The 21775-nt window shown below is 65.4% G+C and carries 27 protein-coding genes; 23 read left to right on the top strand and 4 right to left on the bottom strand.

The window, feature by feature from the left end; all coding sequences use genetic code 11:
- Positions 1–12: 12 nt before the first annotated feature.
- The 15 genes from ACN0V4_RS06710 (at position 13) to ACN0V4_RS06640 (ending at position 10430) form a co-directional block, all read left to right on the top strand.
- A complete protein-coding gene (locus ACN0V4_RS06710; RefSeq protein WP_417674293.1) occupies positions 13–603 on the top strand; it encodes an FMN-dependent NADH-azoreductase in 591 nt (196 codons plus the stop codon).
- Positions 604–959: 356 nt separating this feature from the next.
- Positions 960–2468 (top strand): signal recognition particle protein, encoded by a 1509-nt coding sequence (ffh, locus tag ACN0V4_RS06705; RefSeq protein ID WP_417674291.1) that lies wholly within the window; start codon positions 960–962, stop codon positions 2466–2468.
- Positions 2469–2634: 166 nt separating this feature from the next.
- Complete coding sequence (locus ACN0V4_RS06700) at positions 2635–3153, top strand: GNAT family N-acetyltransferase (RefSeq protein WP_417674289.1); 519 nt, start codon at positions 2635–2637, stop codon at positions 3151–3153.
- Complete coding sequence (locus ACN0V4_RS06695; RefSeq protein ID WP_417674287.1) at positions 3150–3701, top strand: GNAT family N-acetyltransferase; 552 nt, start codon at positions 3150–3152, stop codon at positions 3699–3701. The genes ACN0V4_RS06700 and ACN0V4_RS06695 overlap by 4 nt, the downstream gene beginning before the upstream one ends.
- Complete coding sequence (locus ACN0V4_RS06690; RefSeq protein WP_417674285.1) at positions 3698–4222, top strand: GNAT family N-acetyltransferase; 525 nt, start codon at positions 3698–3700, stop codon at positions 4220–4222. Before ACN0V4_RS06695 ends, ACN0V4_RS06690 begins: the two co-directional genes overlap by 4 nt.
- The gene (locus tag ACN0V4_RS06685) at positions 4222–4839 is read left to right on the top strand and encodes a GNAT family N-acetyltransferase (protein ID WP_417674283.1); all 618 of its coding nucleotides are present in this window, start codon (positions 4222–4224) and stop codon (positions 4837–4839) included. The genes ACN0V4_RS06690 and ACN0V4_RS06685 overlap by 1 nt, the downstream gene beginning before the upstream one ends.
- Entirely contained in the window at positions 4832–5140 is a 309-nt protein-coding gene (locus ACN0V4_RS06680; RefSeq protein ID WP_417674281.1) for a chorismate mutase, read from the top strand. The genes ACN0V4_RS06685 and ACN0V4_RS06680 overlap by 8 nt, the downstream gene beginning before the upstream one ends.
- Before the next feature lie 41 nt (positions 5141–5181).
- A complete protein-coding gene (gene rpsP, locus ACN0V4_RS06675; RefSeq protein WP_417674279.1) occupies positions 5182–5547 on the top strand; it encodes a 30S ribosomal protein S16 in 366 nt (121 codons plus the stop codon).
- 4 nt (positions 5548–5551) lie between these two features.
- Complete coding sequence (bluB, locus tag ACN0V4_RS06670) at positions 5552–6193, top strand: 5,6-dimethylbenzimidazole synthase (RefSeq protein ID WP_417674277.1); 642 nt, start codon at positions 5552–5554, stop codon at positions 6191–6193.
- Positions 6194–6199: 6 nt separating this feature from the next.
- The gene (gene rimM, locus ACN0V4_RS06665) at positions 6200–6718 is read left to right on the top strand and encodes a ribosome maturation factor RimM (RefSeq protein WP_417674275.1); all 519 of its coding nucleotides are present in this window, start codon (positions 6200–6202) and stop codon (positions 6716–6718) included.
- The gene (locus ACN0V4_RS06660) at positions 6718–7617 is read left to right on the top strand and encodes a hypothetical protein (protein ID WP_417674273.1); all 900 of its coding nucleotides are present in this window, start codon (positions 6718–6720) and stop codon (positions 7615–7617) included. Before rimM ends, ACN0V4_RS06660 begins: the two co-directional genes overlap by 1 nt.
- Positions 7614–8387, top strand: coding sequence for a hypothetical protein (locus ACN0V4_RS06655; protein WP_417674271.1), 774 nt, complete (start codon positions 7614–7616; stop codon positions 8385–8387). Before ACN0V4_RS06660 ends, ACN0V4_RS06655 begins: the two co-directional genes overlap by 4 nt.
- Positions 8387–9184 (top strand): hypothetical protein, encoded by a 798-nt coding sequence (locus tag ACN0V4_RS06650; protein WP_417674269.1) that lies wholly within the window; start codon positions 8387–8389, stop codon positions 9182–9184. Before ACN0V4_RS06655 ends, ACN0V4_RS06650 begins: the two co-directional genes overlap by 1 nt.
- Before the next feature lie 16 nt (positions 9185–9200).
- Positions 9201–10010 (top strand): tRNA (guanosine(37)-N1)-methyltransferase TrmD, encoded by an 810-nt coding sequence (gene trmD, locus ACN0V4_RS06645; RefSeq protein WP_417674840.1) that lies wholly within the window; start codon positions 9201–9203, stop codon positions 10008–10010.
- Between the two features lie 84 nt (positions 10011–10094).
- Positions 10095–10430 carry a YegP family protein gene (locus tag ACN0V4_RS06640; protein WP_417674267.1) on the top strand — a complete coding sequence of 112 codons (336 nt, stop codon included), beginning with the start codon at positions 10095–10097 and terminating at the stop codon, positions 10428–10430.
- Between the two features lie 69 nt (positions 10431–10499).
- Here ACN0V4_RS06640 and ACN0V4_RS06635 read toward each other — a convergent pair whose 3' ends face one another.
- Entirely contained in the window at positions 10500–11078 is a 579-nt protein-coding gene (locus ACN0V4_RS06635) for an NAD(P)H-dependent oxidoreductase (RefSeq protein ID WP_417674265.1), read from the bottom strand.
- A gap of 114 nt (positions 11079–11192) precedes the next feature.
- Here ACN0V4_RS06635 and ACN0V4_RS06630 point away from each other — a divergent pair, with 114 nt between their 5' ends.
- The 4 genes from ACN0V4_RS06630 (at position 11193) to ACN0V4_RS06615 (ending at position 13717) form a co-directional block, all read left to right on the top strand.
- Positions 11193–11792, top strand: coding sequence for a TetR/AcrR family transcriptional regulator (locus ACN0V4_RS06630; protein WP_417674263.1), 600 nt, complete (start codon positions 11193–11195; stop codon positions 11790–11792).
- 231 nt (positions 11793–12023) lie between these two features.
- On the top strand, positions 12024–12410 hold the full coding sequence (gene rplS, locus ACN0V4_RS06625; protein WP_417674261.1) for a 50S ribosomal protein L19: 387 nt from the start codon (positions 12024–12026) through the stop codon (positions 12408–12410).
- A gap of 11 nt (positions 12411–12421) precedes the next feature.
- Positions 12422–12643: a 50S ribosomal protein L31 gene (gene rpmE / locus ACN0V4_RS06620; RefSeq protein ID WP_417674259.1), complete on the top strand. Its 222-nt coding sequence runs from the start codon at positions 12422–12424 to the stop codon at positions 12641–12643.
- Between the two features lie 264 nt (positions 12644–12907).
- A complete protein-coding gene (locus ACN0V4_RS06615) occupies positions 12908–13717 on the top strand; it encodes a division plane positioning ATPase MipZ (protein ID WP_417674257.1) in 810 nt (269 codons plus the stop codon).
- A 10-nt stretch (positions 13718–13727) separates the two neighbouring features.
- Here ACN0V4_RS06615 and ACN0V4_RS06610 read toward each other — a convergent pair whose 3' ends face one another.
- Together ACN0V4_RS06610 and ACN0V4_RS06605 are read right to left on the bottom strand one after the other, a co-directional pair.
- Positions 13728–14969 (bottom strand): adenylate/guanylate cyclase domain-containing protein, encoded by a 1242-nt coding sequence (locus ACN0V4_RS06610; RefSeq protein WP_417674255.1) that lies wholly within the window; start codon positions 14967–14969, stop codon positions 13728–13730.
- Between the two features lie 111 nt (positions 14970–15080).
- Positions 15081–15530 carry a MarR family winged helix-turn-helix transcriptional regulator gene (locus ACN0V4_RS06605; protein ID WP_417674253.1) on the bottom strand — a complete coding sequence of 150 codons (450 nt, stop codon included), beginning with the start codon at positions 15528–15530 and terminating at the stop codon, positions 15081–15083.
- A 73-nt stretch (positions 15531–15603) separates the two neighbouring features.
- Here ACN0V4_RS06605 and hmgA point away from each other — a divergent pair, with 73 nt between their 5' ends.
- Both hmgA and fahA read left to right on the top strand, forming a co-directional pair.
- Positions 15604–16965 (top strand): homogentisate 1,2-dioxygenase, encoded by a 1362-nt coding sequence (gene hmgA, locus ACN0V4_RS06600; RefSeq protein WP_417674251.1) that lies wholly within the window; start codon positions 15604–15606, stop codon positions 16963–16965.
- A gap of 85 nt (positions 16966–17050) precedes the next feature.
- Complete coding sequence (gene fahA, locus ACN0V4_RS06595; RefSeq protein ID WP_417674249.1) at positions 17051–18310, top strand: fumarylacetoacetase; 1260 nt, start codon at positions 17051–17053, stop codon at positions 18308–18310.
- Between the two features lie 33 nt (positions 18311–18343).
- Here the strand turns inward: fahA and ACN0V4_RS06590 are convergent, their stop codons facing one another.
- Positions 18344–18892 (bottom strand): DUF2585 family protein, encoded by a 549-nt coding sequence (locus ACN0V4_RS06590; RefSeq protein ID WP_417674247.1) that lies wholly within the window; start codon positions 18890–18892, stop codon positions 18344–18346.
- A 79-nt stretch (positions 18893–18971) separates the two neighbouring features.
- Here ACN0V4_RS06590 and ACN0V4_RS06585 point away from each other — a divergent pair, with 79 nt between their 5' ends.
- The gene (locus ACN0V4_RS06585) at positions 18972–19922 is read left to right on the top strand and encodes an MBL fold metallo-hydrolase (protein ID WP_417674245.1); all 951 of its coding nucleotides are present in this window, start codon (positions 18972–18974) and stop codon (positions 19920–19922) included.
- A 215-nt stretch (positions 19923–20137) separates the two neighbouring features.
- Positions 20138–21772: an FAD-dependent oxidoreductase gene (locus ACN0V4_RS06580; RefSeq protein WP_417674243.1), complete on the top strand. Its 1635-nt coding sequence runs from the start codon at positions 20138–20140 to the stop codon at positions 21770–21772.
- Positions 21773–21775 lie beyond the last annotated feature (3 nt).

The following is a 21775-nucleotide window of genomic DNA, read 5'->3' as shown; positions in this document are numbered from 1 at the left end:
GGAGTTTCGGAAATGACCAATATTCTTCGCATCGACAGCTCGATCAAAGGCGAGGCTTCGGTTTCGCAAAAGCTGCTGGACCGGACCCAGGCGAAACTGACCGCCGCCCATCCCGACGCCGAAGTCGTGACCCGCGATCTGTCCGCCGGCGTGCCGGCGATCGACGGCAGCTGGATCGGCGCCATCTTCACCCCGGCCGAAAGCCGCGACGCCGCGCAGTCCGAAATCGCTGCCTATTCCGACGCGCTGCTGGCCGAAGTCCGCGCCGCCGATGTCCTGCTGATCGGCCTGCCGGTCTATAACTTCGGCGTGCCGGGCCAGCTCAAGTCGTGGTTCGACCATCTGGCCCGCAAGGGCGAGACCTTCCAATACACCGAAGCCGGCCCCGAAGGCCTGCTGAAGGGCAAGCGCGCCATCGTCGTCTTCACCTCGGACGGCACCCAATTCGGCTCCGAGATCGACTTCGCCTCGGGCTGGGTGCGCCACATGCTGGGCTTCTTCGGCATCACCGACGTGCAATTCGTCAATGCCGATCAACTGGTGTTCGACACCGAGGCAACGCTGAAGGCCGCCGAGGCCCAGGTCGACGCGCTGGCCGCCTGACCCTGATCCGTCGGGCGCCTCTCCCGCCACCACTCCGCGACCCGACACCGGCGCGCCCTCCTTGCGGGGGCGCGCCATTTTCGTTCCCGGCAACGAGGCCATCGTGCCGGGGCCAGCTTTTGCCCAGCAAAACTTGACTCAGCGCCGCAAACCGCGTAACGCCTGACCCAAATCCGGAAGCAACAAGCCTTCCGGTCCCGGTCACATGCCGGGATCGCCCCCCACCAGCGAGTGTCGCCCGTGGGGGCAAAATCGTTTGGGATTGTCCCTGCCCCATCCCCGGGGTGTTTGTGAATCGAGCCGTCACCTCCTACCTTGGGGGCGACACATGGAAACCGGCATAGGAGGCCGAGGGCATGTTTGAAAATCTATCCGAACGCCTCTCCGGCGTCTTCGACCGGCTCACCAAACAGGGCGCGCTTTCCGAAGAGGACGTCAAGACTGCCCTGCGCGAGGTGCGCGTCGCCCTGCTTGAGGCCGACGTCTCACTGCCGGTGGCCCGCGATTTCGTCAAAAAGGTGCAGGACCAGGCCACCGGCCAGGCGGTGACCAAATCCGTCACCCCCGGCCAGCAGGTGGTCAAGATCGTCCATGACGCGCTGGTCGACGTGCTGCGCGGCGAGGGTGATCCCGGCAAGCTGAAGATCGACACCCCGCCGGCGCCGATCCTGATGGTCGGTCTGCAGGGCTCGGGCAAGACGACCACCACCGCCAAGCTCGCCAAGCGGCTGAAGGATCGCGAGGGCAAGCGGGTGCTGATGGCCTCGCTCGACACCAACCGCCCGGCGGCCATGGAGCAGTTGCAGATTCTCGGCGCCCAGATCGGTGTCGACACCCTGCCGATCGTCAAGGGCGAGGATCCGGTCGCCATCGCCAGACGCGCCAAGACCCAGGCGAGCCTTGGCGGCTATGATGTCTATATGCTCGACACCGCGGGCCGGCTGCACATTGATCAGGAGCTGATCCAGCAGGCCGCCGATGTGCGCGACGTGGTCAAGCCGCGCGAAACCCTGCTGGTCGTCGATGGTCTGACCGGCCAGGACGCGGTCAATGTCGCCACCGAATTCGATGACAAGATCGGCGTCACCGGCGTCGTGCTGACCCGGATGGACGGCGACGGCCGCGGCGGCGCGGCCCTGTCGATGCGTGCGGTCACCGGCAAGCCGATCCGCTTCGTGGGTCTCGGCGAGAAGATGGACGCGCTCGAAACCTTCGAGCCCGACCGGATCGCCGGCCGGATCCTCGGCATGGGCGATATCGTCGCCCTGGTCGAGAAGGCGCAGGAGACCATCGAGGCCGAGCAGGCCGAAAAGATGATGCGCCGCATGGCCAAGGGTCAGTTCAGCATGAACGACCTGAAGATGCAGCTCGAGCAGATGCTCAAGATGGGCGGCATGGAAGGCATGATGTCGATGATGCCCGGCATGTCCAAGATGGCCAAGCAGGTGGAAGAGGCCGGCTTCGACGACAAGGTGATCAAGCGGCAGATCGCGCTGATCCAGTCGATGACCAAGAAGGAACGCGCCAATCCGCAGATCCTGCAGGCCAGCCGCAAGAAACGCATCGCCGCCGGTGCCGGCATGGATGTCAGCGATCTGAACAAGCTTCTGAAGATGCATCGCCAGATGAGCGACATGATGAAGAAGATCGGCAAGATGGGCAAAGGCAAGATGCTGAAACAGGCGCTGTCGGGCATGTTCGGCAAGGGCGGCATGCCGGCCGGCATGGACCCGTCGCAGATGGACCCGCAGGCGCTGGAAGCGGCGGCCAAACAGCTTGGCGGCAAGCTGCCGGGTGGACTGCCGGGCCTTGGCGGCGGCATGGGCCTGCCCTCGGGGCTGAGCGGTTTCGGTAAGAAGAAGTAACGATGCCCCGGTCTTCCGCTCTCTTCCGCGATCCCGACGCCCTGGCGCGCATCCTGCACACCGCAGGGTCGCGCCCGGCCCGAGGGTGGGCGCATTTCGCGCCCGCCCTGGGGGGCGGGTCGGGCGCGAACCGGGACGCTTGCGCGCCCCGGATGGGAGCGCGCGCATGACCGCCTTCACCATCCCGACGCTGGAAACCGATCGGCTGATCCTGCGCGCGCCGAAGCTTTCCGACTTCGAACGCTGGGCCGAATTCTTCGCCACCGAACGCGCCCGCTATGAACGCGGGATCATGTCGCGCGACGCCGCCTGGCGGGTCTGGGCCTCGGACGTGGCGATCTGGCACCTGCGCGGCTATGGCCCCTTCGGCATCGACGACCGCGAAACCGGCGCCTATCTGGGCGAGATCGGCATCTATGAACCCGATGGCTATCCCGGCCCGGAACTGGGCTGGTTCGTGGTGCCCGAGGCCGAGGGCCGCGGCATCGCGCTCGAGGCTGCCCGTGCCGTCATGCTCTGGGCCCGCCGCAACTTCGGCTGGGATCAGATCACCAATATCATCGACCCGAACAATGACCGCTCCATCGCGCTCGGCCTTCGCCTGGGTGGCGTGATCGACCCCGAGGGCGTGGGGGAGGATCCGGGCGATGTGGTGATCGTCCATGACTTGCGGGGGCTGGCATGAGCTATAGCCTGACCATCCCGACGCTCGAGACCGAACGGCTGATCCTGCGCGCGCCGGGCCCGCAGGACATCGCCCCCTTCGCCGCCTTCTACGCCAGCCCGCGCGCCGATTTCGTCGGTGGCCCGCTGACGGCGGAAGGCGCCTGGCGCATGCTGGCGATGGAGATCGGCCATTGGACGCTCAAGGGCTTCGGTCGCTGGATCGTGACCACGAAGGACAGCGACGAGGCGGTCGGCATGGTGGGTCTGTTCGACCCCGAGGGCTGGCCCGAGACGGAAATCGGCTGGGATCTGTTCAACGGCCACGAAGGCAAGGGCTATGCCACCGAGGCCGGCGCCGCGGCGCGCAGCTATGCCTATACGGTGCTGGGCCTGACGACGGTGATCAGCCTGGTGAAACCCGCCAATGTCGGCTCTGCCAAGGTGGCGCAACGGCTTGGCGCCCGGCATGACGGCGATTTCGTGCATGAACGCCACGGGCCGATGCAGATCTGGCGCCATCCCGGCCCGGACGAGCTGACCGACGGCGGCATGGAGGCCTACGCATGACCGGCTTCACCCTGCCCATCCCGGTGATCGAGACCGACCGGCTGATCCTGCGCGCCCCGCGCGAAAGCGATTTTCCCGCCCATGCCGCGCTGATGGCCTCGGACCGCAGCCGTTTCATCGGTGGCCCGCAAGAGCCCGCCTTTGCCTGGCGCGGCTTCAGCGCGTCGCTCGGCCATTGGGCGCTGCGCGGCTATGGCATGTGGCTGGTCGCCGACAAGACCGACGACAGCCCGCTGGGCCGGGTCGGCTTCATCAACGCCTATGGCTGGGACGAACCGGAACTGGGTTGGCATGTTTACCCCGCCGCCGAAGGCAAGGGTGTGGCCCATGAGGCGGCGCTGGCGGCGCGCGCCTATGGTGCGGCACAGTTCGGGCTCGACGGGGTGATCTCCTATATCGACCCGGCCAACGCACGCTCGCAGGCGCTCGCCGCCCGTCTGGGCGCCGAGGTCGAGCGCGACGGCGAAGTCATGGGCCACCCTTGCCAAGTCTGGCGCCATCCGAAGTTGGGGACGCTCTGATGCCCCTGTCCTTCGCCCCCTCCACCATCCCGGTGATCGAGACCCGCCGCCTGATCCTGCGCGGGCCCGAGCCGCAGGATTACCCGAACTTCAAGGCGACCTTCACCAGCTATCGCGCCCGTTTCATGGGCGGGCCGTTGAATCCTTACGAATCCTGGATGCTCTATGCCGCCGAGATCGGGCATTGGCAGATCCGCGGCTATGGCATGTGGATGATCCACGACCGCGACACCGACGAGACCTGCGGCATGGCCGGCGGCTGGAAACCCGCGATGTGGCCCGAGGCCGAGATCGCCTGGGTGATCTGGCCTGGCAAGGAAGGCCGCGGCATCGCGCTGGAGGCGACCCACGCGGTGCGCGGATACCTTTATGGCGCGCTCGGCTGGGACACGGCTGTCAGCTATATCGACCCCAAGAACCTCGATTCGATCCGCCTGGCCGAACGGTTGGGCGCGGTGAAGGATGCCGAGGCCACCCCGGTCGACGGCAATGACGTGGTCTATCGCCACCCCTCCCCCGCCACGCTGGCAGGCAGCCAGCTTGCCCATGGGATCGAAATGGAGATCGGCCATTACGCCGACCCGCTGTTCAAACCGAAAGGATGGCCCATTGACTGACGCCGCCCAGACCGACGCCACCCGCGCCGCCGCCCTGCTGAAAGAGCACCGCGAAAGCATCGACCGGCTCGATGCGATCCTCGTCTATACCCTGGGCGAGCGGTTCAAGCACACCCAATCCGTCGGCAAGCTCAAGGCCGAACACGACCTTCCCCCGTCCGATCCCGCGCGCGAGGCGCAGCAGATCGCACGGCTTGAAGACCTGGCGATCAAGGCCGATCTGGACCCAGAATTCGCCAAGGCTTTCCTCAATTTCATCATTGAGGAAGTCATCCGCCACCATAAGAAACACCAGGAATAACCGGAAGCTCTCCGGTCAAAGCCATCAAAGGAGAAACCACAATGGCAATGAAAATCCGTCTGGCCCGCGGTGGGTCGAAAAAGCGCCCCTTCTACCGCATCGTCGCCGCTGACTCGCGCATGGCGCGCGATGGCCGCTTCATCGAAAAGCTGGGCACCTACAACCCGCTGCTGCCGAAAGACAGCGAAGATCGCGTGAAGATGGACATCGAAGCCATCAAGACCTGGCTCGCCAAGGGCGCCCAGCCGACCGACCGCGTTGCCCGCATGCTGGAAGCTGCCGGCGTTCTGGAAAAGAAGACCCGCAGCAACCCGCAGCGCGCCCTCCCGGGCAAGAAAGCCCAGGCTCGCGCCGAAGAGAAGGCCGCCAAGGCCGCCGAAGCTGCTGCCGCTCCGGCAGAAGAGTAAGATCATGGCCCCGCGGGACCCGGAGTTTTCTGCCGAGTTTCGCGGCCAGCTCGATCTGTTGATGCGGTTCCGGCGCGACGTGCGCCGGTTCCGCACCGATCCGGTGGACGAGGCGGTGCTGTCGCGCTGCCTTGCCGCCTTTCGTCTCGCCCCCTCGGTAGGGCTGAGCGAACCCTGGCGCATCCTGCGGATCGAAAGCGACACCGCACGCGCCGCCGCGCTACAGAATTTCAAGACCGCCAACACCCGCGCCCTCGCCGGCTATGACGGCGACCGCGCCGCGCTCTACAGCCGTCTGAAGCTGTCGGGGATGGAAGACGCCCCGGTGCAATTCGCGCTTTATTGCGACGAGACGACGGAAAAGGGCCACGGGTTGGGCGCCGCCACCATGCCCGAGATGCGCCGCTATTCGGTGGTGACCGCGCTCACCCTGTTCTGGCTGCGGCTTCGCGCCGAGGGGCTGGGGCTCGGCTGGGTCTCCGTGCTTGACCCGGCGGCGCTGAACCGCGCATTCGACGTGCCGGAAAGCTGGCGGCTGATCGGATATTTTTGCCTCGGCCATCCCGAAGCTGTATCAGAGACACCAGAACTGGAAGAACAGGGCTGGGAGCACCGCGCCGCCGACCTGCCCATCGAAACACGCTGAGGCCCCATGACAACATCGCCTGCTGAGGAACGTATCTGTGTCGGCACCATCGCCGGCTCCTTCGGCGTCCGGGGCGAGGTGCGGCTGAAAAGCTTTTGCGCCAATCCCGAGGATATCGAAATCTACAGCCCGCTGAGCACCGAGGACGGAAGCCAGAGCTTTCCGGTGGTGCTGACCCGGTCGGTCAAGAACGGCTTTGCCGCCCGGCTGGGCGGGGTAGAGACCAAGGAAGAGGCCGACGCGCTGCGGGGCGTCCAGCTTTTCGCGCCGCGCGACCGGCTGCCGGCGCTGCCGGACGATGAATTCTATTACACCGATCTGATCGGGCTCGAGGTGCTGGACACCGGCGGCACCCTGCTGGGCCGGGTCAAGGACGTGCAGAACCATGGCGCCGGCGACCTGCTGGAAATCCAGACGCCGGGGCAGACCGCCACCGTGCTGCTGCCCTTCACCCGCGCCCATGTGCCGACCGTCGATCTCGACGCCGGCCGGATCATCGCCGATCCGCCCGAGGGGCTGCTCTGATGACCCGGCCATACAGCCGCGGGGCCGCCGCCCTGATGGCTGCGCCGCTGTATGCGGGGCCGGTACTGGCCGGCTGGGCGGAAACGCCCTGGGGCGTGGCCGCGGTGCTGGCGATGCTGTTCTTCCTGGCCCGGATCATGGCCGGCAGCCTGGCCGGACGGAAGGAGATGCGGCTGACGCTGGCGCTGCTGGCCCTGGCGCTGACCCAGATCCTCGTTGTGCTGGCGCTCTATGCCGCGGGCCTTGGCCTGGCCTGGATCGGCGGCGCCCTGCCGCTGCCGCTCTGGTTGCCGCTGGCGCTGACCGGGCTGGGGGCGGCACTGCTGATCCTGCGCCATCCGATTGATGCCGGGCAGGACGAGACGATTGATCTGCTGGACGAGGCGCTGGAGACGATCGAGCCCTCCTTTCCCTTCGACGCCGATGACGACCAGCGCCCCGATCCCGAGGTGGCCGAGGCCACCGCCCGCGCGGTGGCCGCGCTCTGGGCGCTGCCCGCCAAGGCTCCGGAGACACGGCTGGATGAAATCGTGCAGACGCTGGAGGATCAGACCGGCCCGCGCGCCTTTCCGCTGCTGCTGGCGGCCATCGGCGAAGGCGACCCGGCGGTCGATCGCGCCATGATCCGCTATCTGCTGCGCCCGCCGATCCGCCACCGGCTGGTCGCCGACGGCGCCGATCTGCCCTTTGCCTTCGAGCTGCTGCTGCAAAGCAGCGACCCCGAGGTGCAGGCCGAACTGCCCGAGCTGATCGGGACGCTGCTGGACGAAGGCGCTCCGGCGAGCGCCCTGCCCACGCCCGAGGCCTTGCGTCGGCAGGCCGATGCCCAGCCCGCGCTGATCCCGCTCATCGCCCGAGTGGCCCAGGCGCAAGAGGCCGCGGCGGAGCCCGAGGCATGAGGGCAATCCTCCACCCCGGATTTCACAAGACCGGGACCACCACGCTGCAAAAGGCGCTGGAGCGCAACGCCAGGACGCTGGCGCCGCATCTGCGGCTGATCCCGCGCGCCACGCTGCGCCCCGCCGGCCGCGCCGCCCGCGCCTTTTCCGCCCGGCGCGATCCGCTGGAGCTGGCGCTTTTGCGCTATGAGCTGGCCGAGGCGCTGGCGGAGGTCGACCCCGTCGATCCCCGGCCGCTGATCCTGTCCTGCGAGGATCTGGCGGGCCATATGCCCGGCCGCGACGGGGTCGAGAGCTATGCCGCCGCGCCAGAGCTGATGCGGGCGCTGATCGACACCCTGCGCGCGCTCTGGCCCGGGGTGGACCCCGAGCTGTTCTTTTCCACCCGCGCCCCCGACAGCTGGCTGGCAAGCCTGCATGTCCAGGCCCTGCGCGCCAGCCGGATGACACTGGACGCTGCTAGTTTCGCCGCCCGCTATCGCGGCGCCGCAGATCTGGACGCGGTGGTGGCGGAAATCGCCGCCACGCTCGCCCCCCTCCCCGTCCACTCCGCCCGGCTTGAGGACAGCGCTCGCCGCCCGCTCGGCCCGCTGGCGCCGCTGCTCGACCTTCTCCCCCTGCCCGAAGAGGTCCGCGCCGCGCTGGTGCCGGTGCCCGCCGCCAACCGCGCCCCCGATTGCGCCGCCCGGCTGCTGGAGATCAACCGCGGCGATCTGGACGATGCCGCCGCCCATGCCGCCAAGCAGGCGCTGCTGGCGGGACGCGCCTGATGCCGCGCGCCATCGTCATCCACGCCGGGTTTCACAAGACCGGAACCTCGACCCTGCAACAGGTGCTGCGGCAGAACCGCGCCGCGCTGAAGCCCCATCTGCGCGCGATGCTGGGGCCGCAGATGCCCGAGCTGCTGCATGCCGCGCGCGGCTATTCGACCTGGCGCGACCCCTTCACCCTCGACAAGTTCGCCCACCGGTTCCGCGCGCTGATGGCGGGGCTGACCGGCATGCCGCGCCGCCTGCTCTGCCTTTCGGCCGAAGAACTTTCGGGCCATCTGCCCGGCCGCGAGGGCATCCCGGATTACCGCGCCGCCCCGGTGCTTGCCGCCGAAATGGCCCGCATCGTGACCGAGCTGCTGCCGGGCGTGCCGCTGCGGTTCGTCCTGACCCTGCGCCAGCCGGACAGCTGGCTGAGAAGCGCCTATTGGGAACATGTGAAATCCTCCTCTCTCACCCGCGATTGGGAGAGCTTCGCCACCGCCACCCGCCCCGGCGCCGATCTGGCGGCAGCGGCGGATCGGGTGGCCGCCGCCCTGCCCTGCCCGGTCAGCCGCATCTGGCTGGAAGACTGCGCCGACCAGCCGCTGGGGCCGGCGGGGCCGCTGCTTGACCTCTGCGGGGTGCCAGCGGCGGTGCAGACCGGGCTGAAACCGGTGCCACGCGCCAATAGCCGCGCCGATGATGCGGTTCTGCTTGCACTTCTGGCCGCCAACCGCGATTACACCGACCGCGACGCGCGCCAGGCCGCCAAGCGCGCCATCCTCAAAGCCGCGCAGGAGAAAGCCCGTGACTGACGATACCCCCGAAGGGATGCCCGAAGAGGACCGCAAGACCCCCAGCAGATCGCTGGGCCGGATGGCGATCCGCCCCTCGCTGAAACCGCGCGAGCTGATCACCCCCGTCCCCGACCTGCACGGGGTCTGGAAGGCCAAGATCATCACCCTCTTCCCCGCCGCCTTTCCCGGCGTGCTGGGCGAAAGCCTGACCGGCAAGGCGCTGCAAGAGGGGCTCTGGCAGCTCGAGACGCTGGATCTGCGCCGCTGGGGCATCGGCAAGCACCGCAACGTCGACGACACGCCGGCCGGCGGCGGCGCCGGCATGGTGCTGCGCGCCGATGCGCTGGGCCCGGCGATCGAAACCGCCATGGCCGGCACCGGCCCCAACTGGCCGCTGATCTATCTGTCGCCGCGCGGCCGGCGGATGGATCAGGCGATGATGCGCGGCCTTGCCCGGGCCGAGGGGGTGACGCTGATCTGCGGCCGCTTCGAGGGCGTCGACGAACGGGTGCTGGAACATTACGGGGTGCAAGAGGTTTCGCTCGGCGATTTCGTCATGACCGGCGGGGAAATCGCCGCCCAGGCGCTGATCGACGCCACCGTGCGACTGCTGCCGGGGGTGCTGGGCAACCAGGCCTCAACCGAAGAGGAAAGCTTTTCCGCCGGCCTGCTGGAACACCCGCAATATACCCGCCCGGCCGAGTGGCACGACCGTCCGATCCCCGAGGTGCTGATGTCCGGCCATCATGGCCGCATCGCCGAGTGGCGCCACCAGATGTCCGAAGAGATCACCCGCGCCCGCCGCCCCGATCTTTGGGCGGCCTACCGCAAGGACGGGGAATAATCGTCGCAGCGAAACATTGCGGTGCGGACAATCCTCGGGAATAGTTAGCGAAGCACTAAAGCTGGTTTTTTTGGAGGTTGGGCAATGGCTGGCAAATTCGAACTCTACAAGGACAAGGCGGGCGAGTTCCGCTTTCGCCTGAAGGCGGGCAACGGGCAGATCATCCTGGCCAGCGAAGGCTACAAGCAGCGCGCCAGCGCCGAGAACGGCATCGACTCGGTCAAGAAGAACGCCCCCGAGGATGCGCGCTATGAACGCAAGGACACCAAGGCCGGCAAGTTCATGTTCAACCTCAAGGCCACCAACGGCCAGGTGATCGGCACCAGCGAAAGCTATGAAAGTGAAGCCGGTCGCGACAATGGCATCGAATCCGTCAAGAAGAACGCACCGGAAGCAGAGGTGGTCGATCTGACCGAATAGGCCAGTCTGGCAACGCCGCCGCCCCGGACAGGGGCCGCGGCGGGGCCACCCGGAGGGGCGCAGAGACGCCTAAGCCCCCAGGGCCCCCAGCCTGCGCACCTTGGACAGCCAGGCCTCAACCTGCGCCGGCTGCGGATGACTGGCTGGCGCGAAATGCGTCACCTGCACCGGCTTCAGCCCCACGAATCCCAGAATTTGCCGTTTGAGCTGCCAGTAGAGCGGCCGATGCAGCAGGCGAAAGTACCACCACGGGCTGTCCGAGGTGAGGATCACCCGCGCCCCCCGCCCCTTGAGCAGCGGCTTCGGCAGCCGCCCGCGTGTGTCGAAGGTGCGACCCGGCAGGAAGGTGCGGTCGATCAACCCCTTCAGTTTTGCCGGCAGACCGCCCCACCACATCGGCGCCGCCAGAACGAAATGATCGCACCAGGCGAGATCCGCAAGAAACGCCTCGAGTTGCGGCTCCAGCGGCTTTTGTCGCTGATAGCCGCCAAATCCGAAATCGGGGTCGAAATCGAGATCGGCCAGATGCAGCAGGCGCAGATCGTGCCCCGCCTTTCCGGCCGCCTGTGCATAGGCCAGGACGATCTGTCGCGAGATCGAGGTTTCGGCGGGATGTCCGTTTAGAACCAGTATCCGCTTTGCTGTCATTGGGCTCTCCTTGAATTGGCCGCAAAAGTGACCGAAGTCATTTTGCATCGCGACAAAATTGACCGCGGTCAATCCAAATTTGACCATGGTCGAATTATGTGCGATACTTTCTCAATGAATGACCCCGTCCAGCCCCGCGCGATCAAGACACGCACACGTCTTCAGGACACCGCCCGCGCGGTGATCGCCGAAACCGGCTATACCGCCCTGAGGGTGGAAGAGGTGGTGCGGCGCGCCGGTGTCGCCAAGGGCACCTTCTTTGCGCATTTCAAGGACAAGGATGCGCTGATGGAGCTGCTGATCGCCGCCGAGATGGATCGCCGTCTCGATACGTTAGAAACCGGCCCAGCGCCGCAGGATACCGAAACGCTCATCCACACCCTCATGCCGCTCATGACCTTCATGACCGGCGAGCGCTATGTCTTCGACGTGATCCTGCGCCATTCCGGCGCCGCCGCACGGCAAGAGATCGGCCCGATCGCCCTGGCGCTGGACCGGCTGGTCCGGCAGATCGCGGGCTGGATCGCTGCAGGCGATTTTCGCCGCGATGCCGACCCGCTCCTGCTGGCCGAGGGGGTCCAGGCCTTCATGGCGCAGGCGATGGCCCTGAACTTCTGCGCCCTGCACGAGACGATCCCGCTCGCGACCCGCCTGGCCCCCTTTCTCGCGCTCTGGCTCAAGCCTGAGACAGGCCTTGATCCACAGAGGCGATAGCCCTATACACCGCCCGTTCGCGGTCGGATTCGGCCTGCGGACCAGTTGGGTATTGATCCGGGCGTGTCTTCGACGCCCATGTCGGCTCTCCTGACTGGATGCAAGAAAATCGACCTGATCTCTGGCGGGCGCCCCGATTGTTCGGAGCATGGCGGACCCGGTGAAGACCAAGAGCTCTGAGGGCACGCAAACCTTCGTGGACCAACCACGAGCATATCAGGAGAACATGCGATGGATCTGATCGCACAACTCGAGGCGGAACAAATCGCCGCCCTGGGGAAAACCATCCCCGACTTCAAGGCCGGCGACACCCTGCGCGTCGGCTTCAAGGTGACTGAAGGCACCCGCAGCCGTGTGCAGATGTATGAAGGCGTCTGCATCAGCCGCAAGAACGGCGTCGGCATCGCCGGGTCGTTCACCGTTCGCAAGATTTCCTTCGGCGAAGGCGTGGAACGTATGTTCCCGCTCTATTCGACCAACATCGACAGCATCGAAGTGGTCCGCCGTGGCCGCGTTCGTCGCGCCAAACTGTACTATCTGCGCTCGCGTCGCGGCAAATCGGCCCGGATCGCGGAAGTGTCGAACTACAAACCCAAATCGGCTGACGCCGAGGCGTAAGGAGCGGAGCGATGAAAAAAGGCATTCACCCCGATTATCACATCATCGACGTCAAGATGACCGACGGGACCATCATCCAGATGAAATCCACCTGGGGTTCCGAAGGCGACCAGATGTCGCTGGATATTGACCCGACCGTGCACCCGGCCTGGACCGGTGGCTCCTCGCGCCTGATGGACGCCGGCGGCCGCGTGTCGAAGTTCAAGAAAAAATACGAAGGCCTGGGCTTCTGATCCAGCCGCCCTTCGGGCAAATGACGACGCCGTCGCTGAGGCTCAGCGGCGGCGTTTTTGCATGGCGGGCCCGGGGAGGATGCGGCCCGCTTCGCCCGCGGCAATGCCCCCGGAGTATTTCTCCAGAGAAGAAGCTGCGAAATGCGGCGCCCGCCGGAGGGAGCAACTTTCCCGGGAGGTTTGGGGGTTTTTCTTGTCACCGCCCCAATATATTGTATCTCCTAAGGGAAATCAGAGCCTAGCAAGGGCCCCAGGGACGGAACGATGGCGCATATTATCGTAGTTGGAAATGAAAAGGGCGGCGCGGGAAAATCCACCGTCTCGATGCATGTGGCAACCGCGCTGGCGCGGTTGGACAAGAAGGTCAGCGTGCTGGATCTGGACCTGCGCCAGCGCACGCTGGGCCGCTATGTCGAAAACCGGGATGAATTCCTGCAGAAATCCGGACTGGACCTGCCGACCTTCCGGCTGCACGCCCTGCCCGAGATCGACCCGGCAAAGCTGACCCCGGGCGAAAACGTCTATGACCACCGGCTGTCGGCGGCGATTTCCGGGCTGGAGGGGGATGCCGATTTCATCCTGATCGACTGCCCCGGTTCGCATACCCGGCTGAGCCAGGTGGCCCATTCTCTGGCCGATACGCTGATCACCCCGCTGAACGACAGCTTCATCGATTTCGACCTTCTGGCCCGCACCGACGAGAGCGGCGAGAAGATCCTCGGCCCCTCGGTCTATTCCGAAATGGTCTGGAACGCGCGCCAGCTTCGCGCCCAGGCCGGGTTGAAGCCGATCGACTGGGTGGTCATCCGCAACCGCATCGGCACCCAGCGGATGGTCAACAAGGAAAAGATGGAGCGCGCCGTCAAGATGCTGTCGAACCGCATCGGCTTCCGCGTCGCCCCGGGCTTTTCCGAACGGGTGATCTTCCGCGAATTGTTCCCGCGCGGGCTGACCCTGCTGGATCTGAAGGATATCGGCGTGCGCCAGCTCAATATCTCGAACATCGCCGCCCGGCAGGAACTGCGCGACATGATGAAAGCGCTGAAACTGCCCGGGGTCGAGATCAAGTTCTGATCCCGGCGGCTCAGACCCAGGTATCGGGCCAGATGGTATAAAGCTCCTGCGGCTGCGACACCCCGCGCAGCACATAGCGGCCGAGCGAGACCAGATCATGCGAGCCTTTGCGGGCGGCGTCGAACACCGGCTGGGTCAGGATCACCCGCCGGCCCAGCGCCCGGTGCATGTCGGCGATCCGCGCGGTCAGATTGACCGCCGGGCCGATCACGGTGAAATCCAGCCGGTTCTCGGCACCGATATTGCCGTAATAGATCTTTCCCGCATGCAACGCGAAGGTGCAGCGCGCCACCGGCAGCCCGTCGCGTTCGCGGGCCCGGTTGGTCGCCGCCACCCGGTCGCTGAGTTCGATCACCATGTCGAGCGCGGCACAGGCGGCCTGTTCCGGATCGGGCTGATCGAACATCGCCAGCAGCCCGTCGCCCATGAACTTCAGCACATTGCCGCCGCGCTCCTGGATCGCCGCCACCGCCAGCCCGTGATAGGCGTTGAGCATGGCGATCATCTCGGGGCCAGGGATCTGTTCGGCCAGGCTGGTGAAGCCCGAGAGATCGAACAGGCAGATCACCGCGTTCAGCTCCTCGACCGAGCCGAGTTCGATCTCGCCCGACAGCACCCTTTGACCGGCGTCGCGGCCCAGATAGGCCTGCAGCAGATCCTGCGCCATCCGCCGGTTGGCCGTGGACTTCAACGCCAGCCCCAGCGGCGGCAAGGTACAGCGAATCAACCTGAGATCGGACTCGGAAAACCCTTGCGGCGCATCCGTGGTATAGGAGGTCAACATGCCCTGCGGCGTGTTGTTGAGGTCGATCTCGGAAGGATCGGGCGCCTTTTCAAAGAACAGGCCGGTGGCAAAATAGTCGGTCGCGCCCTTGTCGCGCAATTCGGCCAGCATGGGAAAACGGCTGGGATCGACGCTGTCGTCCAACCGCACGCGATATTCCATCTCACCCGAGGCGAGCAGGTGATAGAGCGGGCTTTGCAGCCATTGCAGCGGCGGTTCGGCGCTGTGGACATAGCGCTCCAGCGACACACCGCCACCATCGCGCAGCCAGTCGAAACCGATACCACCGAACCGCGGGTGCAGCGCCCGCTGCGCCACATGCAGGCGCAACAGCGGCACGCCGAAACCAACCAGCCTGTCGCAATAACCGGTCAACAAATCCTCGCGCGCCGTACCGTCGAGGCCGCGCGCCACCAGCCAAGCGGAAAGCTCGGCAGCGGGGGGATAAGAAAAATCGTGATCGGGCATCCGGGGCCTTTGCGCGCAACGGTCGGGAATCTCAACAGCATATAGACCTGAAAACAGGCCCGAAACAGCGCCGCGCGCAAAAAATCGCACAGCACCGCCGAACACACCCCATCAGGCCATGCCCGCCAGTTGCCGCAGCATGCTGCGCAGCAGCTCTGATTGCTCGGCCGAGAACTGGCGGGTCAGCCGGGCGTCATAGGCGCGCGCCACTTCGCGCAGGTCGCGATAGGCCACCATGCCGGCCTGGGTCAGTTCCAGATGTTCGGCACGCCGATCGCTTTCGTCCCGGGTGCGGGTCAGGAACCGGCGTTCCTCCAGCCGCTGGACGGCACGGCTGATCTTGGTCTTGTGCATTCGGGCGCGGGTGCCGATCTCGGTCGCGGTCTGGCGGCCGTACATGCCCAGATGGAACAGCAACCGCCATTCCGTGCGCAGCATGCCATAGCGCCCCTTATAGACGCGCTGGAACTCCAACGAGCTGGCCTCCGCCGCCTGGTTGAGCAGGTAGGGCAGGAAATTCGCCAGATCGAATTCTTCCGCTTCCACGTCTTGCTTTGTCAAATTTTCCTCCTTCGGATATTGTTAGTTACAAAATCAACTAATAGGCAGCAAGCGACGAAAGGAGGAACGCGCGATGAATCGTCCTACAAATCCTCACAAGATGGTGCAGGCGGCCACGCCCTTCGGCACCACCGAGGGCTATATGCCCGGCTTCGGCAACGACTTCGAAACCGAGGCGCTGCCCGGCGCCCTGCCGCAGGGCATGAACAGCCCGCAGAAGTGCAATTACGGTCTTTACGGCGAACAGCTCAGCGGCACCGCCTTCACCGCGCCGAGCCATCAGAACGAACGCACCTGGTGCTATCGCATCCGGCCGTCGGTCAAGCATTCGCACCGTTATGAAAAGATCGACCTGCCCTATTGGAAATCCGCCCCCCATGTCGTCGACGACGTGGTGAGCCTGGGCCAATACCGTTGGGATCCGGTGCCGACGACGGATCAGCCGCTGACCTGGCTGACCGGCATGCGCACCATGACCACCGCCGGCGACGTGAACACCCAGGTCGGCATGGCGAGCCATGTCTATCTGGTCACCCAGTCGATGACCGACGATTATTTCTTCTCGGCGGATTCCGAACTGCTGATCGTGCCGCAGGAAGGCCGGCTGCGGTTTGCCACCGAACTGGGGATCATCGACCTCGAGCCGAAGGAGATCGCCATCATCCCGCGCGGCCTGGTCTATCGGGTCGAGGTGCTGGAGGGCCCCGCCCGCGGCTTCGTCTGCGAAAACTACGGGCAGAAGTTCGAACTGCCGGGCCGCGGCCCGATCGGCGCCAATTGCATGGCCAACCGTCGCGACTTCAAGACCCCCGTCGCCGCTTTCGAGGATCGCGATGCCCCCTCGACCGTGACGATCAAATGGTGCGGCCAGTTCCACGTCACCCATATCGACCACAGCCCGCTGGACGTGGTCGCGTGGCACGGCAACTATGCGCCGGTGAAATATGATCTGCGCAATTACTGCCCGGTCGGCTCGATCCTGTTCGACCATCCGGATCCCTCGATCTTCACCGTGCTGACCGCGCCGTCGGGCGTGCCGGGCACCGCGAACATCGACTTCGTGCTGTTCCGCGAACGCTGGATGGTGATGGAAAACACCTTCCGCCCTCCGTGGTATCACAAGAACATCATGTCCGAGCTGATGGGCAACATCTATGGCCAGTATGACGCCAAGCCCAAGGGCTTCGTCCCCGGCGGCATGAGCCTGCACAACATGATGCTGCCGCACGGGCCGGACAAGAACGCCTTCGAAGGCGCCTCGAATGCCGAACTGAAGCCCGAGAAGCTGGACAACACCATGTCCTTCATGTTCGAAACCCGTTTCCCGCAGCACCTGACGGCCTTCGCCGCCAAGGAAGCGCCGCTGCAGGATGATTATATCGACTGCTGGGCCGATATCGAAAAGAAGTTCGACGGCACCCCCGGCAAGAAATAAGTAAACGGTGATGGCGGGCTTCGGCCCGCCCTACCCATTCTCGTAGGGCGGGGCTCCCCCCGCCGCACCGGACAAGGAAGACCAAATGCCCCTGATGAAAAGCTGGGTAGAAAGCGCCAATTCGGCCGACTGCCCCTTTCCCCTGAACAACCTGCCCTATGGCGTCTTTTCCACCGATGACAACGACCCGCATTGCGGCGTGGCGATCGGCGACAAGATCCTCGATGTCACCGCCGCCGAAGCCGAAGGGCTGATCACGCTGGTCGACGTCCCGCTCTTTGACGTTCCGTTCTGGAACGAGCTGATGGAAGAGGGCCCCGCCGTCTGGGCGGCGCTGCGCGAACGGCTGATCTCGCTGCTTGCTGCCGGCTCGGCCGAGCAGGCAAAGGTGGAGCCCCTCCTGGTGCCGATGGCCGAGGCAGAGCTGCACATGCCCTTCGTCGTCAGCGAATACACCGACTTCTATGCCGGCAAGAACCACGCCTTCAACGTCGGCTCGCTGTTCCGTGGCCCGGAGAACGCGCTGCCGCCGAACTGGCTGCATATCCCGATCGGCTATAATGGCCGCGCCTCTTCCGTCGTGGTCTCGGGCACCGAGGTGCGCCGGCCCTGGGGTCAGCTCAAGGGCCCGAACGATCCGGCACCGCGCTTTGCCCCCTGCGCCCGCTTCGATATCGAGCTGGAAATGGGCGCCATCGTCGGCACCCCCTCGGAAGGGCCGATCACGGTGCAGGAAGCCGACGATCACATTTTCGGCTATGTGCTGCTGAACGACTGGTCGGCGCGCGATATCCAGGCCTGGGAATACCAGCCGCTGGGCCCGTTCCAGGCCAAGGCGACCGCCACCACCATCAGCCCCTGGATCGTGACCAAGGCCGCGCTGGAGCCGTTCCGCACCGACACGCCCCCGCGTGAGGTCGAACTGCTGCCGCATCTGAAGGATTGCGGCCCGATGCTCTACAACATCGACCTCGAAGTGACGCTGCAGCCCGAGGGCGGCGCGGCAACCACCATCTCCCACACCAACTACAAGGAGATGTACTATTCCGCCGCGCAGCAGCTGGCGCATCACACCACCGCCGGATCGCCGATGAACGCGGGCGACCTGCTGGGCTCTGGCACAATCTCGGGGCCGACCAAGGACAGCCGCGGTTCGTTGCTTGAGATCAGCTGGGGCGGCCAGGAGCCGATCACCCTGCCCGACGGCAGCACCCGCAGCTTCATCGCCGACAACGACACGTTGACGCTGAAGGGCGCGGCCAAGGGCGACGGCTATACCATTGGGTTCGGCGACTGCGTCGGCAAGGTGGTGCCGGCGCTGGCCGACCCCTACGCGCGGGGCTGATCCATGGGGCCGGCGCTGGATATCCTTTGCGGTTCAGGCGCCGGCCTGCCAGTCCAGTACGGATTGCAGCGGCCAGAACAGCATCAGGATGTTCAGCGCCAGCCCGTCGCGGATCAGCCAGGTGGTGAACAGCTCGAAGCCGATGATCACCGCCACGCTGACCCAGACCGGCAGCCGGCGCGCCAGGGCGAAACCCAGCACCATCGCCAGCACGTCGACGGTGGAGTTGATCACCGAATCGCCATTGTAATCGACCGAAACGGTGGCGCTGCGATAACGTTCGATCACCCAGGGGGTATTCTCGATCACCTCCCAGGCGCATTCGACGATCAGGGCGATGACCAGCCGCCAATTGACCGGCATTCGCCGCGCCATCAGCCAGAGGGCGCCATAGAACAGGATGCCGTGAATGACATGGCTGGGGGTGTACCAGTCCATCAGCGACTGGCTGCTCGGCTCCGGGTCGCCGGGGCTGTACCAGATCGACACATGACCGCAGGGGCAGATCAGATTGCGCCCCATCAACCAGAGGGTCAGACCGGAGGCCACCACGATGGCCACCGCCACGAGAACGGGAAACATGCGCTGAGAAATCTTCATGGCGCGAAACAAACACGGCGCCTCGGCGTCGTCCATTGAAAAGCACAAAGGGAGCAGAGACATGGCGAAAGCATTCGCGTCTCAAGGAGACATGACGGAAAAGAAAATCTCGTTCACCGAGGTGGGCGAGGGGCTCTATGCCTTCACCGCAGAGGGGGATCCGAACTCGGGCGTGATCATCGGCGACGACTCTGTGATGATCGTCGAGGCACAGGCGACGCCGCGGCTGGCCAACAAGGTCATCGAATGCGTGCGCTCGGTCACCGACAAGCCGATCACCCATGTGGCGCTGACCCATTACCACGCTGTCCGCGTGCTGGGCGCCAGCGCCTTCGGCGCGCAGCAGATCATCATGGGCGATACCGCCCGCGCCATGGTGGTGGAACGTGGGCAAGAGGACTGGGACAGCGAATTCCAGCGCTTCCCGCGGCTCTTCGAAGGGCATGAGAGCATCCCCGGCCTGACCTATCCGACCACCACCTTCAGCGACTCGATGACCATCTATCTGGGCAAGCGCCAGGTCAATCTGATGCACCTGGGCCGCGCCCATACCGCTGGCGACATCGTGATCCACGTGCCGGACCAGAACGTGATGTTCACCGGCGACATCGTCGAATACCACTCGGCCTGCTATTGCGGCGACGGCCATTTCTCCGACTGGGGCGATACGCTCGACGCGATCAAGTGGTTCGAGGTCGACGCCATCGCACCGGGCCGGGGCGACGCGCTGGTCGGTCAGGACATGGTCAACGACGCGATCGAGAACACCCGCGACTTCGTCGAAAGCACCTATCGCCCGGCGGCGAAGGTGGCAGCGCGCGGCGGCAGCCTGAAAGAGGCCTGGGACGCGGTGCGCGCCGAATGCGATCCGAAGTTCGCAGATTACGCGATCTATGAACATTGCCTGCCGTTCAACGTCGCCCGCGCCTATGACGAGGCCCGCGGCATCGACACCCCGCGCATCTGGACCGCCCAGCGCGATCTGGAGATGTGGGAACAGCTGCAGGGGTAAGGCGCGCCCGGGGATCGGTCAGTCAAGCTCTCCGCCCGTCAGGGCGGAGGGCAGATTACCACCCCCATAGCCCGCCCAAAGTTCCCGGGGCCGGTTTGATCCAGATCCTACCGCCCCATCCTGAAGACTGAGACAATAAAACAAGCTCCCGGCGCCCCCCCGCGCCGGGAGGCGGAGGATATGTGCCCCGAGCACCCAAATGGGAGGAGACACCTGTGAGCGACGCCGCGACAAAACCAGCAAAGAAGATATTCGAAGTCCCCCTTTACCCCTATGCCCGGCACGACGATCAGGATGCAGGCTTTCCCGCGCGCCACAAGGTCGTGGTGATCGGTGCCGGCCCTGTCGGCCTGGCCGCCGCCATCGACCTGGCCCAGCAGGGCATCGAGGTCGTGGTGCTCGACGAAAACGACAAGGTCAGCTTCGGCAGTCGCGCCATCTGCTTCGCCAAGCGCCCGCTGGAAATCCTCGACCGGCTCGGCTGCGGCCAGCCGATGGTCGACAAGGGGGTGGTCTGGAACCTCGGGAAAGTCTTCTTCGACGACCGCAAGGTCTATGACTTCAACCTGCTGCCGGAAGAGGGCCACCAGCGCCCGGCCTTCATCAACCTGCAACAGTATTACTTCGAACAGTTCCTGGTCGAACGGGTGCAGGAGCTGCAAGCCGAGGGCGCGCCGATCGAGATCCGTGGCCGCAACAAGGTCTCGGCCATCGGCACCCACCCCGATCACGTCACACTCGAGGTCGAGACCCCCGAGGGCAGCTATAACATCGAGGCCGACTGGCTGATCGCCTGCGACGGCGCCGGATCACCGACCCGCGTGATGCTGGGGCTCGATTTCGTCGGCCGGGTGTTCGAAGACAACTTCCTGATCGCCGATGTGGTGATGGAGGCCGATTTCCCCACCGAACGCTGGTTCTGGTTCGACCCGCCGTTCAACCGTGGCCAATCGGCGCTGTTGCACAAGCAGCCCGATGGCGTCTGGCGGATCGACCTGCAACTGGGCTGGGACATCGACAAGGACCGCGAAAAGCGCCCCGAGAACGTCATTCCGCGCCTCAAGGCCATGCTGGGCGAGGATGTCGATTTCGAACTGGAATGGGTCAGCATCTATACCTTCCAGTGCCGCCGGATGGAGCAGTTCCGCCATGGCCGGGTGCTTTTCGCCGGCGACGCGGCGCATCAGGTCAGCCCCTTCGGGGCGCGCGGTGCAAATTCGGGCCTGCAGGACACCGACAACCTGATCTGGAAGCTGAAACTGGTGATGGAGGGCAAGGCACCCGAAAGCCTGCTCGACAGCTACGATGTCGAACGGGTCCATGGTGCGGATGAGAATATCCTGAACTCGTCGCGCTCCACCGATTTCATCACGCCGAAATCGGAGATGTCGCGGATGCTGCGCGATGCGGTTCTGGATCTGAGCGAGAAATACGAATTCGCCCGTCCGCTGGTGAACTCCGGCCGGCTCAGCGTGCCCTGCACCTATGACGGCTCGCCGCTCAATTCCGCCGACGCGTTGGCCGGCCCCGCCCGCACCCGGCCTGGATCGCCCTGCCCCGACGTACCGCTGGGCGACGGGTTCCTGCTGTCGAAACTGGGCGATGGCTTTACGCTGATGACCATCGACGCCGAGGCGCCGGAGACGCTGGAAGAGGATGGGGTCCAGGTCACCCGCCTCGCGCTTTCGGTCAAGGACGATCCCAGCGGCGCACTGAAGGCGCGCTATCTGGGCGATGCGCCCTCGGCCGTCTATCTGATCCGACCCGACCAGCATGTCGCGGCACGGCTTGCCAGCTTTGACGAAACCCAGTTCCGCGCAGCCATCCGCCGCGCCACCGGCAAGGAGTAATCG

It is taken from the genome of Pseudodonghicola sp. (genome assembly GCF_048268305.1).
Lineage (GTDB): Bacteria > Pseudomonadota > Alphaproteobacteria > Rhodobacterales > Rhodobacteraceae > Pseudodonghicola.
Note: the sequence above shows the minus strand (reverse complement) of the source record. Positions and strands in the feature narration are given on the sequence as shown.